Origin of the sequence: Amycolatopsis solani (assembly GCF_033441515.1) — a bacterium.
Lineage (GTDB): Bacteria > Actinomycetota > Actinomycetes > Mycobacteriales > Pseudonocardiaceae > Amycolatopsis > Amycolatopsis solani.
In genome coordinates this window covers 1,145,220-1,158,956 of record NZ_JAWQJT010000002.1, presented here as the reverse complement: position 1 = coordinate 1,158,956, position 13,737 = coordinate 1,145,220, and the positions used below count along the sequence as shown (strand labels likewise).

At 72.8% G+C, this 13,737-nt stretch carries 10 protein-coding genes; 3 read left to right on the top strand and 7 right to left on the bottom strand.

The window, feature by feature from the left end:
• The first annotated feature begins 51 nt into the window (after nt 1–51).
• Nucleotides 52–408, top strand: coding sequence for an MmcQ/YjbR family DNA-binding protein (locus SD460_RS25925; RefSeq protein WP_290059359.1), 357 nt, complete (start codon nt 52–54; stop codon nt 406–408).
• On the opposite strand, the gene SD460_RS25920 is transcribed toward SD460_RS25925, so the two are convergent.
• The 4 genes from SD460_RS25920 to SD460_RS25905 all read right to left on the bottom strand — a co-directional run bounded on the left by SD460_RS25920 (nt 333) and on the right by SD460_RS25905 (nt 5,426).
• On the bottom strand, nt 333–1,190 hold the full coding sequence (locus SD460_RS25920; protein WP_318306848.1) for a GNAT family N-acetyltransferase: 858 nt from the start codon (nt 1,188–1,190) through the stop codon (nt 333–335). The genes SD460_RS25925 and SD460_RS25920 overlap by 76 nt on opposite strands.
• Before the next feature lie 46 nt (nt 1,191–1,236).
• Complete coding sequence (locus SD460_RS25915; protein ID WP_290059361.1) at nt 1,237–3,309, bottom strand: putative Ig domain-containing protein; 2,073 nt, start codon at nt 3,307–3,309, stop codon at nt 1,237–1,239.
• A 107-nt stretch (nt 3,310–3,416) separates the two neighbouring features.
• Entirely contained in the window at nt 3,417–3,638 is a 222-nt protein-coding gene (locus tag SD460_RS25910) for a hypothetical protein (RefSeq protein WP_290059356.1), read from the bottom strand.
• Between the two features lie 201 nt (nt 3,639–3,839).
• Nucleotides 3,840–5,426 carry an acyl-CoA synthetase gene (locus tag SD460_RS25905; RefSeq protein WP_290059354.1) on the bottom strand — a complete coding sequence of 529 codons (1,587 nt, stop codon included), beginning with the start codon at nt 5,424–5,426 and terminating at the stop codon, nt 3,840–3,842.
• A 122-nt stretch (nt 5,427–5,548) separates the two neighbouring features.
• On the opposite strand from SD460_RS25905, the gene SD460_RS25900 reads away from it, so the two are divergent.
• Nucleotides 5,549–6,754 carry a phospholipase D-like domain-containing protein gene (locus SD460_RS25900; RefSeq protein ID WP_318306847.1) on the top strand — a complete coding sequence of 402 codons (1,206 nt, stop codon included), beginning with the start codon at nt 5,549–5,551 and terminating at the stop codon, nt 6,752–6,754.
• Between the two features lie 9 nt (nt 6,755–6,763).
• On the opposite strand, the gene SD460_RS25895 is transcribed toward SD460_RS25900, so the two are convergent.
• Together SD460_RS25895 and SD460_RS25890 are read right to left on the bottom strand one after the other, a co-directional pair.
• Entirely contained in the window at nt 6,764–9,739 is a 2,976-nt protein-coding gene (locus tag SD460_RS25895; protein WP_318306846.1) for an AfsR/SARP family transcriptional regulator, read from the bottom strand.
• 235 nt (nt 9,740–9,974) lie between these two features.
• Nucleotides 9,975–10,565: a hypothetical protein gene (locus SD460_RS25890; RefSeq protein ID WP_290059292.1), complete on the bottom strand. Its 591-nt coding sequence runs from the start codon at nt 10,563–10,565 to the stop codon at nt 9,975–9,977.
• 56 nt (nt 10,566–10,621) lie between these two features.
• Here SD460_RS25890 and SD460_RS25885 point away from each other — a divergent pair, with 56 nt between their 5' ends.
• Nucleotides 10,622–10,984, top strand: coding sequence for a DUF488 domain-containing protein (locus tag SD460_RS25885; RefSeq protein WP_290059291.1), 363 nt, complete (start codon nt 10,622–10,624; stop codon nt 10,982–10,984).
• A gap of 358 nt (nt 10,985–11,342) precedes the next feature.
• On the opposite strand, the gene SD460_RS25880 is transcribed toward SD460_RS25885, so the two are convergent.
• A complete protein-coding gene (locus tag SD460_RS25880) occupies nt 11,343–13,673 on the bottom strand; it encodes a glycoside hydrolase family 2 protein (RefSeq protein WP_318306845.1) in 2,331 nt (776 codons plus the stop codon).
• Nucleotides 13,674–13,737 lie beyond the last annotated feature (64 nt).

Here is a 13,737-nt window from a genome sequence, read left to right as displayed (position 1 = left end):
CGCACCGTACCGGCGCGCTACCGTAGTCGCCGGAGACAGGGGGAACGACAGGTGACGGTGACGGTCCGGAAACTCGAACAGCTGCTCGGCCGGCTGGCGGAGGTCGAGCGCTCGGAAGCGCGTGACTACTCCTCGTTCAGCGTGCGCGGCAAGCGGTTCGGCTACTTCTGGCCGCGCACCCGGACCGTCGGCCTGAAGCAGGAGATTTCCGAACAGCTGGCGCTCGTCGCGGAGCGCCCGGACGTCTTCGAGGTCCAGTTCACCACCGGCGGGTTCGGCTGGGTCGTGGTGTACCTGGACAAGATCGACGCCGACGAGCTGGCCGAGCTCCTCTACGAAGCCTGGCGGCTCTCGGCGCCCGAGGAGCTCGTCGCCGAAACACCCTTCACCAGGACGGCCCGCGCGTAGAGCAGGTCGAACCCCAGCCGCTGCACGTTCCGCTGCGAGCGCGACCCCGGCTGCGTCGTGACCACGGCGAGGTCGCACCCGAGTTCGGCGGCCGCCGCGAGCCGGGCGTGCACGAGTGCCGTCTGCACACCGCGGCGGCGGTGGGCGGGCAGCGTCGCCGCGGCACCCAGCTGCGCGATCCCGCCCGCGACGCGAAGACCGGCGCCCCCGGCGAATTCGCCGTCCCGTTCCGCGGCGAAGCGCAGCATTCCCGGCATGTCGCGCAGCGCGTTGACGATGGTCTCGCGCGGGAAGTCTTCGTGCGAGAGCACGCCTTCGGTGTCGGCGACGGCCGACGCGTCGGCGACGACGGCCAGCCACGTCTCCAGCTCGTCGTCCCCGATCCGGCGGACACCCTCGGGAAAGCCGGTGCCGCCGAGTCGCCGGCCGAGCACGTTCTCGTAGTTCTCCAGCCGGTAGCCGCGGCCGGTCAGGAACGCGCCGACCGCCGTGTCGCCCAGTTGCGACAGCTCGATCTGCACCGGCGCGCCCAGCTCGGCGAAGGCCGCTTCGACCTCGTCGAGCGCGTCAGGCAGACCGGCGAAGCCGAGACCGGCGACCTTGTTGAACGGCGAGTCGGCCTCGGCGAAGCTGGCCACCCCGCCGGCCAGCGGCCGGGTGAACCCGAGCGGGTCACCCCGGCGGGCGCGCGACGCGTCGCTGCTTTCGACGACCAGCCGCACCTCGGCGCGTTCGATCCGCTCGGCCAGCGCGACGTCGCAAAACAGCCGTTCCCCGTCCATGTCCCCCACAGTGGCGGACGTGGACGGGGAACTCCAACCGGTTTTCTCAGCCCTCCACGCGGTGCGAGGCCCAGAACGACGTCAGGTCGGTCGACCCGGCCGCCGCCTGCGCCGCGGCCTTGAACTCCGCGGTGGTCGAGACGCCGTACCAGTGCGACTGCGCGTACGACTTCAGCAGGTTCGCCATCGCCGTGTCGCCGAGCAGCCGCCGCAGGTCGTGCAGCGTGCACTTGCCGTAGTTGTAGACGACCGTCGAGTACCGCGACGAATGCGCGTCCCAGTAGGCCATCGAGTTGGTCAGCTTCTCCGCGCTCGACTGCCAGGTGATGCCGCAGCCGCTGCCGGTGACCCCGCGGTAGAGGTCGGTGGCGTAGTCGGTGAAGCTCTCGTCCAGCCACGGGGAGTTGTATTCGTCGTCGCCGACGATCCCGTAGAACCACTGGTGCGCCAGCTCGTGTGGGAGCGCCGTGGTCGACACGAGGTCGAGCACGAAGCCCGGGTACTCCATGCCGCCGAACCAGAAGTTGTTGTCCAGCACCACGTCCACCTCGCCGTACGGGTAGTCGCCGAAGCGGCCCGAGTGGACGTCGATGGAGTCGGCGGCCAGGCTCAGCATCTGGTTCGCGCTGCTCGTGGAGATCCCGCTGACCGAGTAGACGTTGACCCGCACACCCTTGCCGGACGTCGTGGTGATCTTCGCGAACGGCCCGGCGGCCCAGGCGAAGTCACGGACCTTGGACGCGGTCGCGTGCGTGGTCGTCGTGGTGCCGCTGGTCGTCTCGGTCGAGGAGCCGGTGGCCGGGGTCAGCAGCGACGTCGGGTGCACCAGCGTGACGTCGAAGTCGCTGATCACGGTGTAGAAGGACTCGCCGTTGTTGGTGTAGGGGTCGAGGTGCCAGCCCGCGCCGTCGCGGACCGCGAGCACCGGCAGCGCGTTGCCGATCATGTTGTACGCGCCGTCGTGGCCGAACCGGTCGGCGCCGCTGGGCACGACGATCTTCAGGTCGAACCCGATGGTCGCGGACTGGCCCTGGGCCAGGGGCGCGGGCAGCGTGATCTTCATGGCCGTGCAGTTCACGCTGAGCGCCGACGCCGTGCCGCCGGTGACGTTGGTGACCGTGATCGGCGTCGTCGGGCAGCTGCCGTGGTAGTTGTCCCAGAGCCGCAGGTAGACCTCGGGCAGCGCGCTCGCGGAGCCGTTGGTGAAGCTGACGCTCTGGTGGCCGTTCCACGTGTCGCCCGCGGTGTTCGACGTCAGGTTCACCGTGTAGGCCGGGTTGATCGGGGTGCGCGTGGAGTCGGCCGGCGCCGCGGTGATCGTCCAGGCGAAGGTCGCGCTGCCGCTGTTGCCGGCGGGGTCCTTGGCGGTGACCGTGACCGACGACGTCCCGGCCGTGGTGGGCGTGCCGGTGATCTTCCCGGTGCTCGCGCCGATGGCCAGCCCGGCGGGCAGGCCGGTCGCGGTCCAGGTGAGCGCGTCGCCCTGCGGGTCACTGGCCTGGACCTGCAGCGACACGGCCTGGCCGGCGGCGCCGGACTGGGCGCCGGGCGAGGTGACGACCGGGGACTGCGGGTTCGGCGAACCGGTCGTGGTCAGCGAAAAGTCGTCCAGGAGGAAGTTGGTGGCCAGACTCGAGTCTTCGGTCCCGGTGACTTTGAGCGTCACTGTCTGGCCGAGGTAGCGCGACACGTCGACCGTGCGCTGGACGTACCCGGTGTTCTTGTCGAGGTTCGAGTAGCTCGCGAGGGTGTCGGCGCCGACCTGCACCACCAGCTTGTCGTAGGCGCTGCTGGTCGTCGTCTCCTTGGTGTCGATGTGCGACCACCACGACAGGGCCGCCGACGCGCAGCCCGCGGGCAGCGTCAGCGACTGGGAAAGGGTGTCGGTGTGCGTACTGCCGTAGCCGTCGAGCCAGGCGTCCATCGTGCCGCCGTGGGCCGGCTCCGCCGTGGTGGCGGCGGAGATGACCCCGCTGGTCTGGGTCCACGGCGTGGTGCCGCTTTCGAACCCGCCGTTGCCGACGACCTGGTCACCGCAGACCGCCGCGGCCTCGGCCGGCGCGGCGGTGACGGCTGTGCCCAGCAGGCCTACGGCCGCACCGAGCGCAGCAGAAAGCACCCTCGATCTCATGGGGGAGTCCTTTCGCGGCCCCGTCCGTCGGGGCCACGGAAAAGCGTCCTCCGCGGCCGGGGCGGCAACAACCCGCCATGAGTCGGGTTCCGGGCTCAGGCCTGCTGGAGCACGTTCAGCAGGATGAAGAGGAGCACGAGCGCGCCGACCACCGCGACACCGGCCGAAACGGTGGACCGGATCATCTCGCCGAACCCCTTCGCGGTCCGGGCCCGGTAGGCGGAGTAGTTGGAGCGGGCTTCCCGGGCACTGTGGACCCGGCTGCCGACGACCAGCCCTGCTCCCAGGGCGAGGAGGACGGCGATGAAAACGGACACGAGCGAATCCCTTCGAATCGGGGAAAGACGGACGGCCTCTATTCCTAGACCCGACGGACGGCGCGCGCCATGGCTTGCGGGTACGACGTTTCCGGGCCGGTTGGCCCTGGCGGGACGGTCGGCCCGCGTTCCTCGGAAGGCGGTGGCGGGTGGCCGACGGTATCCGCGGTCTCCCGTGTCGCGCAAGCAGTTTTCGGTGGTTCAGCTCTCGGTCGCGAGTCCTTTGTGTCGTTCCCGCAATTCTCGTTTGACGATCTTGCCGCTCGGATTCTTGGGAAGCCGGTCCGTGAATACGACGTACTTGGGACATTTGTAACCGGCGAGGTGTGACTTCGCGTGGTCGATCACTTGCGCTGTGGTGAGCGTGACGCCTTCCCGCGGCACGACGACGGCGGTGACCGCTTCGATCCAGTGTGGATGGCTGATCCCGAACACCGCGGCTTCGGCGACGCCGTCGAGGAGGTACAACGCTTCTTCGACCTCGCGGCTGGCGACGTTTTCGCCGCCGGTCTTGATCATGTCCTTCTTGCGGTCCACGACGGACAGGTAGCCGTCCTCGTCGACGACGCCGAGGTCGCCGGAGTGGAACCAGCCGGCGCGGAACGCCTCGGCCGTCTTTTCTTCGTCGCGGTAGTAGCCGAGGGTGGCGTGCGGGCTGCGGTGCACGATCTCGCCCACCACACCGGGCGCGACCGGCTCGTCCTCGTCGTCGACGATCCGGGTCTCGACGTTGAGCGAGGCCCGCCCAGCCGACCCGGCCCGGTCGAGCTGCTCGTGCGGGCGCAGGATCGTGGCCAGCGGCGACATCTCCGTCTGGCCGTAGAAGTTCCACAGCTCGACGCCGGGCAGCCGGCGGCGCAGTTCCCGCAGCACCTCGACCGGCATCGCGGACGCGCCGTAGTAACCCTTTCGCAGACTGGAGAGGTCGGTGCGGTCGAAGTTTTCGTGGCGCAGCAGGGAGATCCACACCGTCGGCGGCGCGAAGAGCTTCGTCGCGCGTTCCCGTTCGACGGCGGCGAGCAGCGCGGCCGGGTCCGGGCCGGGCAGGATCACGCTGGTGGCGCCGAGGTAGACGTCGACGGAAAAGAAGCAGTCGAGCTGCGCGCAGTGGTACAGCGGCAGGGAATGCACCTCAACGTCGTCGGCGCTCATGCCGCCGTCGACCACGCACGAGACGTACTGCGCGATCAGGGACCGGCTGGAGAGCAGCACGCCCTTGGGCCGCGACTCCGTGCCCGAGGTGTACATGATCCGCAGCGGGTCGTCGTCGGCGACGAAGACGTCCGGCGGCGCGGTGTCCCCTTCGGACAGCCAGCCGTCGACGTCCTCCCACTCGCCACCCGTCCCGATCCGCCCGCGGACGACGTCGTCCAGGCCGGCGAGTTCGAGCGCCTTCCGCGCGGTCGGTTCGAGCGCGTCCTCGGCGATGAAGGCGGAGACCTCGGCGTGGCGGAGGATGTAGGCGATCTCGTCGGCGCCGAGCATGAAGTTGACCGGCACGAGCAGCACGCCGAGCTTGGCGGTGGCGAAGGCGAGCGCGCCGTACTGCCAGCAGTTGTGGCCGAGCAGCGCGAGCCGGTCACCCTTGCGCAGGCCCCGCGCGGCGAGCGCGTGGGCACACCGGTTGGCGGCGGCCTCGAACTCGGCGAAGGTGAGCCGCCGCGTCCCGTCGACGACGGCGAGCTTGCCCGGCACCCGCGCGGCGGTCCGGCGGAGCAGGTCACCGAGCGCGTGCTGCCGCGCCCGGCCGACGAGGGCGGTGGTCGCCCCGGAGAACGGCTGATCCATCCCGGCAGTCTCGGCCCGGGCGGGCGAACTCGCAAGCCTGGCCGGTTCGCCGGGTATGCGCCCGGTGTACGGATCTTGTACGCCGGGTTGCGAGCTTGGGGCCATCCGACAGGGAGGAAGACATGGTCCCCAAGATCAAAGCGCTGGCCGCGGCCGTCTGCGCGCTGCTCACGCTGTCCGGCGGCGCGGTCGCGACCGCCGCCTCGGCCGACGTCGCCGCGAGCGGGATGGAAGCGCTCTTCAACACCCCGGCCGAGAACGGCGACCGCGACCACTCGATCGAACAACGACTGGTCCAGCTGGTCGACGGAACCCCGGCCGGCGCGGAGATCCACTTCTCCGTCTACAGCTGGACCCGCCCCGCGGTCGCCGAAGCGATCAAGGCGGCGCAGGCCCGCGGCGTCAAGGTGCGGATCGCCATCGACGGCGGCGCCGACGACGACCCGGCGAACACCGCGATGCCGATCCTCAAGTCCGCCGGGCTCACCCAGCTGGTGTTCTGCGGCACCGGCGGGATCGACACCGGGTGCATCGCCCACGGCGGCAGCCCGCACTCGATCAACCACGACAAGCTGTGGATGTTCTCCGAGACCGAGGGCAAGAAGGACGTCGTCGTCATCGGCTCCCACAACCTGACCACGGCGCAGGGCAACATGTTCAACAACGCCCTGCTCACCTACGGCGACCCCGACCTGTACGGCTTCTACCTCGGGCACGTGCGGAAGATGCTGGCGCAGAAGAAGGACAACGGCTACTTCGACGACGGCGGCTACCACAAGTCGCCGGACAGCGGCGTCACCAGCTACCTCTCGCCGCGCGCGGACTCGAAGGGCGGCACCTCGGAGGAGTTCGCCACCGACACGTGGGCGCAGCTGCTGAAGTGGATCACCAAGTACGAGGCGGGCTGCGCGCTCGACGTCGCCCAGGCGAACATCGCCGACTCGCGCACCCCGGTGGTCACCGAGCTGGCCCGGATCGCGAAGCTGGGCTGCCAGGTCCGGATCGTCTACGGCACCATCGGCACGGCCGCGCTCGCCGCGCTCAAGGGCAAGGCGAACGTGACGCTCAAGCGCTACAGCTCGACGGTGAACGGCCGCGAGATCACGGTCCACTCGAAGTACATGCTCTACACCGGCCACTACAACGAGACGGCCCACCGGTCGATCGTCTTCACCGGCTCGCACAACGTGTCGGGCGCGGCGCTGCGCGACAACGACGAGATCCTGATCAAGGTGGAGAACCCGGCCATCAGCACGGCCTACCACGACAACTTCGCGACGATCCTCTCCCGCGTGAAGTGCTCGGCCCCGCCCACCGGCAGCTGCTGAGCCCGCGAGTCAGCCCGCGCCCTCGTCGAGGGTGCGGGCGGCTCGTGTCTCCAGGGGGCGGTAGCCGGACTGGGCCGCCAGCTTGGCCGCCGCTTCGCCGTGCGTGCGGGCTTCCTCCGCGTCACCCAGTGCGAGCGCCGCCTCGGCGAGGCCGGTCAACGCCGCCGCCTCGCACCACGTGAAGCTCGTCTCGCGCGCGATCTCCAGCGCCGCCGACAGCGGCTGGACCGCCTCGGACGGGCGGTTCAACCGCAGGCACGTCTCACCTAGGGCTGCCAGCGCCGACGCCTCCGTGCCGCGGTCGCCGATGCGGCGGGTCAGCTCCACCGCGTCCGCCGCGTCGGTCAACGCGCGCGTGGCGTCGCCCGCGCGGGACTCCAGCACCGCCCGGCCGGACAGCGCCGCCGCTTCGCCGTACTGGTAGCCCAGCTCGCGGTTCGCCGTCAGCGCCCGCTCGTAGAACGACGCCGCGACCGGGTCGCCGAGGTCGCGGTATACGTGGCCGAGGTCGACCAGGACCACCGCCACGCTGAACCGGGCGCCGTCGCGTTCCGCGATCTCCAGGGCGCGGCCGAAGTGCCGCAGGGCTTCGTCGAGGTCGCCGACCTGGCCGCAGGCGAAGCCGACGTTGGCCAGCGCCATCGTCACACCCGGGATCCCGAGTTCTTCGCACAGCCGCAGCGATTCCAGGCCGCACGCGATCGCCTCGTGCGGGTCGCCGAGGCGCTGGTGGACGGCGCTCAGGTTGTTCAGCACCGCCGCGCGGCCGGCGGGCCAGTCCGCGGCCAGCCCGTCGTGCAGGACCGTCGTCAGGTGCGCGCGGGCGTCGGCGTAGCGGCCGCTGTTGACGCCGGCGAGCGCGATCGACAACCGCATCGCCGCCTGGGCCTGGCGGGCGCCCGCGGCTTGGGCGGCGGCGAGCGCGGTCGTGGCTGTTTCGAGCCACTCGGCGTGGTGGCCGCGGTGGTGGAAGAACGCCCGGAGCGCGTCGGCCAGGTGCCAGGCGTACTCGCGCGCCTCGGGGTGTTCGACGGCCGCGGCGAGGTTCGGCCACTCCGTGTCCAGCCAGTCCAGGGCCGCTTCCGTGCCGTCGAAGACGGGCGCGGGTGCTGCGCGTGGGAGGCGGAGGAAGTGCGGGATCAGCACGCGGCCCGCGGCGTCGGCCGTCGCGAGGTAGTGGTCGAACAACCGGCGGCGCGCCGCGTCCCGGTCCGCGGGCGGGTCGTCGGCGGCGGACCTGGTCGCGGCGTAGCTGCGCAGCAGGTCGTGGAAGCGGTAGCGGCCGGGCAGGTGCCGCTCGACGAGGTGGGCGGCGGCGAGGGCCTTGAGCAGCCGGCTCGCGTGGCTTTCGGTGACCCCGGCGATCTCGGCGGCGACCGGCGCGGTGAACGTCTGCCCCGGCACCAGCGCGAGCCGCCGGAACAGCAGGCGGTGCTCGGCGGGCAGCGCGCGGTAGGACACCGAGAACGCCGTCGTCACCGCGCTTTCCTCGGCGCCGTCGACGCTCAGCCCGGCCAGCGGGTCGCCCCCGGCCAGTTCGCGGGCCAGCTCGGCGATCCCGGACGCCTCGCCGGCGGCGAGGTTCGCCGCGGCCAGCCGCAACGCCAGCGGGAGGTGCCCGCAGAGCCGGGCCAGCTCGGCCGCGGCGGCCGGGTCGGCGGCGACCGCGGCCGGGCCGAGCACCGTTTCCAGCAGCTGCCGGGCGTCGGCCGGTGGCAGCACGGACAGCGGGACCGCGCGGGCGCCGGTGCGGGCGATCAGGTCGCCGAGCCGCTGGCGGCTGGTGATCAGCACGGTGCCCGACGGCGGCAGCAGCGGCGTCACCTGCGCGCTGTCGCGGGCGTTGTCGAGCAGGACCAGCACCCGCCGGTCGGCCAGCAGCGAGCGCCACAGCGCCGTGCGCCCGTCCGGGTCCGGCGGGATCGCGCGCGGGCCGGTGCCCAGCGCCCGCAGCAGCTGCGCGGCCGCGACGGCGGGCGTGAGCGGCTCGTGGTCGGGGTCGAACCCGCGCAGGTCCAGGTAGAGCTGGCCGTCGGGGAACCGGTCCCGGACGCGGTGCGCCCACCGGACGGCGAGCGCGGTCTTGCCGACACCCGCGGTCCCGGTGACCAGCCGGATGTCCGGGCCGGCGCCGGGGCCGGCCGGTTCGTCGAGCCGGGCCAGGTCGACGGCGCGGCCGGTGAAGGCGCGGACGTCGTGGGGGAGCTGGGCCGGGCGCACCGGGGTGACGGCGTCCGGCTCGGGCGCGGCGTCGAGCGCGGGATCGCCGGCCAGGATCGCGGCTTCGAGGCGGGTCAGCTCGGGCGCCGGGTCGAGCCCGAGCTCGGCGGCGAGCCGGGTGCGCAGGCCGCGGAAGGCGGCGAGCGCGGCGTCGGTGCGGCCTTCGCGGTGCAGGGCGAGCATCAGCTGGCCGACGAACCGCTGGCGAAGCGGGTGCGCGGCGACCAGTTCGGTGAGCTCGGCCAGGACGGCCCGGCCCTGCCCCAGCCGGAGCTGCGCGTCGATCCGGTCCTCCAGCGCGCTCCACCGGGCCTCGTTCAGGCCGGCGAGGAGCCGCTCGGCGACGTCGGGGTCGGCGGCCCCGGCGAGCGCGTCGCCCCGCCACAGCGCGAGCGCCTCGCCCAGCAGTGCCACGGCGGTTTCGTCGCCGGCCGCGCGCGCCCGGTGGACGAGCGCGGTGAAGCGGTGCGCGTCGACCGCGTCCGGGGCGGCGCGCAGGACGTACCCGTGCCCTTCGGTGACCAGCTCGGGGCCACCCGCGGCGCGGAAGACCGCGCGGATCCGGGAGACCAGCGCCTGGACGGTGCCGCGCGCGCTCGCCGGGGGATCGGCGGGCCAGAGCAGGTCCACGAGCCGGTCGCGCGAGACCGGGCGGCCGGCGTCGAGGAGCAGCACGGCGAGCACGAGCCGCTGCTTGCGGGAGCCGAGGTCGACCGGGGCGCCGTCCGCCGTGGCCTCGACGGCGCCGAGGACGCGGAACTCCACCCGGTCACCTCCGTTCACCCGGCCGGGGCAAGGCGTGCAAGCGTACTGCAAGGTTCCTGCAGGCCCGGTCGGCGATCCTGACCGGGCTGCGGGACACCACCCGACGATGTCCACGCGCCGGCTCGCTCCGCCGGTGGAACCGGCGGGTTCGGTTTTCGTTCCCACCGCGGCACGAGCTGGGGGTAGGACCACCCCGGCGACCCCTCCACGGTCGCCGGGGTGGTCTTCCGCGCGGTCAGCGGGCGGCGTCGTCGATCTGCACCGGGTACCCGGCGCGAAGCACGGCGATCGTGGCCGGCGGGGTCAGCACGGGCACGGTCCCTGCCCGGGGCAGCTTCCGCCGGGTGCCGTAGCCCGCCGTCGTCCATTCCGTGAGGTGCCCGGCCACGACGAGTTCCGGGTGCGGGCCGCGCCGCACGAAGACGCCGTCGGGGAGCCCGGCCCACGGCAGTTCGTGCCGTCGGCGGAGGTGGGTGCCGCGGACCAGGCGTTCCGCGTGCAGCGTGCGGTTCATCGCGCCGGCCGAGGGACGGCCCGGCCAAGCGTCGCGGTAGGCGTTGTAGGCGGCCCGCCGGCATTCCGCGCACGGCCGGTGCCCGGCGGCGAAGGAGACGGCTTCGTCGTGGAAGTACAGGTGCGTCCACCGGTTCGGCAGCCACTGCTCCCGCCACCGGCCGCGGAACTCGAGCGCGCAGGTGATCCAGAGGTTCCCGGCGTGGAAGCGGACGATCTCGCGGCCCTCGTGCAGGACGCCCCGGTTCCCGGTCCAGGCACCCCGCAGCGGGATGTCGACGACGTCGCCGTCCGGCGTCACGCGGTTGCGCACCAGGTCACCGCCCCGCTCCGGTGGCGGCGCACGCGGGCGCACCGCAGAATGCGCGCATGCAGCCGACGGTCGTCCGGGTGGCGCGCCTGACCGACCCGGCCGGGCCCGCCGACGGCACGCGCGTGCTCGTGGAGCGCCTGTGGCCCCGCGGCACCGCCCGCACGGCGGTGGTCTTGGACGGCTGGTACCGGCAGCTGGCCCCATCGGACGACCTGCGCACCTGGTACGGCCACGACCCGGAGCGGTTCGCGGAGTTCGCCCGGCGGTACCGCGCGGAGCTGCAGGAGCCGGACCGGGCGGCGGTACTGGCACGGCTGCGGGAGCTGATGGCGGAGGGCCCGCTGACCTTGCTGACGGCGAGCGGTTCGCCGTCGATCAGCCAGGCGGCGGTGCTGGCGGGGGTGCTCACCGAGGGATGACGCGGGCGGCCCGTGCGCTGGGGCGACGACGTGAATGACTCATTCCTGTCGTCTGGCGACAGGAATGAGTCATTCACTGCATTCAGGCCGGGGGCAGGGTCGCGGCAAGGACGGGGTCGGGAGCGGCGGGCCGGTTCGAGCGGCCCCCGGGAGGTCTTGAATGACTCATTCAGGACCTCCGGCGACCTGAATGACTCATTCAAGACATCGGGCGAGCCCGCCGGTGCAACGATCCGCCGCGTCGGCTCCAACCTGGCCGGAGCCCTGGGCCCGAACGTAGTGAATGACTCATTCCTGTCGTCCGACGACAGGAATGAGTCATTCACGTCATCTCGGGGCCGCGCCGGGCCGGCAGCTGTCATGAGCGCGGTGCCTCTGCCGCGCTGGTGGTGATCGTCGCTCCCGCGGTGCCGAGCGCAGGGTGGTGCGCGGTCACCACCACCGTCCCCGGCGGGCCCGCGAACGGACGCACCCACACCGCCGCCGCGCCGCCCGTCGCGCCGAAGTCCAGACTGGCGTCCCCGATCAACTCGCCAGGCCCAGCCAACGTCACCGAGACCACCCCCGTCGTTCCCGCCCGCACCGTCCCGAACCGGTCGGTCGCCGCGAGCACCACCCGGGTCGCGTCGGCGCCGTCCGCGCGCAGGGTCGCGTCGTCGGGGACGCAGATGAGCACGTCCCAGCTCCGGTCGCCGCTGAACCGCCGGCTGAGCACCAGCCGATCGCCCACGTACCCGTCGAGCCGCAGCTGCGGCCGCCGCCCGCGGGGGACTACGAGATCCACCGCGAACGGCGGGTGCGGCAGGTTCGGGAAGTCCACCCGGCGGCTGCGTGCGTCCCCCACCGGCCGGTCGTCGAGGAACACCGCCAGTCGGTCGCAGTTCGACCAGATCGTCGCGCCGCGGCCCGGCCCGGTCGGCTGGGCGGTGAAATCCCACTCGAACCCCGGCTCGGCGACCGCCCGCACGTCCGGGGAGCCCTGCGACGCGTAGAACGCCGCCGCGGGCTTCGGGATCCGGAAGATGTCGGACACGCCGGCGAACTTCGACCCGCCGATCGAGCGCTGCCAGCCCGACGGGTAGTCGAACGCGCACCACGCCAGCGCCCCGCAGTAGCGGTCGTCCGCGGCGGCGAGGTCGTGGGCCTTCGCGTGCAGTTCCGCCTGCAGCTGGCGGGTGGCCGGCGGGTCGGTGCGGCGGTAGGCGCGGGCGCCGGCGAGCGTGCCGATCGTCTCCGTCACCAGGTACGGCACGCCCGGGCGCGGCGGGCGCAGCCGGAAGGGGGCGCCGCGGCGGGCGGTGTAGTCGTTGTACGCCAGAACCTCGACGTCGCCGCCCGCGTACCGGGCGCCCGTCGTGCTGGCCAGCGCGCCGCTCGTCGGGCGCGACGGGTCCAGCTGCTTCGCCAGCCGCCCGGTCTTGGCGTACATCGCCGTCGTGCCGTTGGCCTCGTTCACCCGCGTGCCCCACACGACGACGCTCGGGTGGTTGCGGTCGCGCACGACCATGCCCGCCACGTCCTGGAGGTTCCGCCGCTGCCAGGCGTCGTCGCCGACGTGCCCCCAGCCCGGGATCTCCGCCCACACCAGCAGGCCCAGCTCGTCGCACGCGTCGAGGAACGCGCTCGACTGCGGGTAGTGCGAGCACCGGACCATGGTGCAGTTCAGCTCGCGCCGCAGGATCTCCGCGTCCCGCCGCTGCACGCGGTCCGGCATCGCCCCGCCCGCGAACGGGAACCACTGGTGGCGGTTGAGGCCGAACAGCTTGAGCCGCCTGCCGTTGAGGAAGAAGCCGTCGGGGGTGAACCGGGCCTCGCGGAACCCGGTCCGCACCGTCCGCTGGTCGACGACCGCCGCCCCGGCCCGGACGGTCACCACCACCTCGTACAACGCGGGATCCTCGACGTCCCACAGCCGGACGCCGCCCAGCCCGCCGACGTCGAACGCCGCGGTGGAGCCGTGGACCGGCGCGGTCCCGCGGGCCAGTTCCCGGCCCGCCTGCCGCACCGACGCGGTCACCTCGCCCTCGACCGGCGCTTCGAGCGTGCACGTCAGGCGCAGCGTCCGGCTGGGCGACAGGACGTCGGCCGGGCACGCGAAGACGTCGGCGAGCCGCACGCGCGGGACGGTCCCGATCGTGGCCGGGCGGTAGATGCCGGCCGGCTGGTAGAAGTCGAGAACCGCCGGGCCGGTGCTGCCCGGCAGGTTGGGCGGGACGTCCAGCGCCCACCGCCCGTCGACGACCACGGCGAGGACGTTGTCGCCGTCGGTGGCCCCGGTCAGCTCGACCTCGAACGGGAGGTAGCCGCCCTCGTGGGTGCCGGCGAGCGAGCCGTTGAGGTACACCGACGCGTTCGTCATGACGCCGTCGAAGCGCGCCCGGAGCCGGTCGCCCGCGGTCGCGGTGAAGTGCTTGCGGTAGATCCAGCGGTCCTGCCACGACGCCGGGTCCCAGCCCGTCCAGGACAGCGGGGTCACGCAGTGGGGTAGCCGGACCGGGTCGAGGTCGACCTCGTCGAACCCGGCGTCGGCGCAACCGTCGGCGTACCGCCCGAACAACCAGAAATCGTTCAACCGCGCGGTTTCCGGGCCGGGCGCGGCGAGCCCGGACGAACCGGCGACGGCGGCGCCGAGCAGCGCGGCCCCGCCCGCGGCGAGGAACTCGCGCCGCGAAAGCCGCGGACCGGCCATGGGCGACCTCCGTACTCCGGTGCGGACCTCCCCAGTGTGTCCCACCGGGACACCCGACGGCACG

What these genes read in the sequence shown, in the direction of transcription:
- SD460_RS25920 (WP_318306848.1), bottom strand. Translation starts at nt 1,190, where the DNA reads ATGGACGGGGAACGGCTGTTTTGCGACGTCGCGCTGGCCGAGCGGATC.
- SD460_RS25905 (WP_290059354.1), bottom strand. Translation starts at nt 5,426, where the DNA reads ATGGATCAGCCGTTCTCCGGGGCGACCACCGCCCTCGTCGGCCGGGCG.
- SD460_RS25900 (WP_318306847.1), top strand. Translation starts at nt 5,549, where the DNA reads ATGGTCCCCAAGATCAAAGCGCTGGCCGCGGCCGTCTGCGCGCTGCTC.
- SD460_RS25885 (WP_290059291.1), top strand. Translation starts at nt 10,622, where the DNA reads ATGCAGCCGACGGTCGTCCGGGTGGCGCGCCTGACCGACCCGGCCGGG.
- SD460_RS25880 (WP_318306845.1), bottom strand. Translation starts at nt 13,673, where the DNA reads ATGGCCGGTCCGCGGCTTTCGCGGCGCGAGTTCCTCGCCGCGGGCGGG.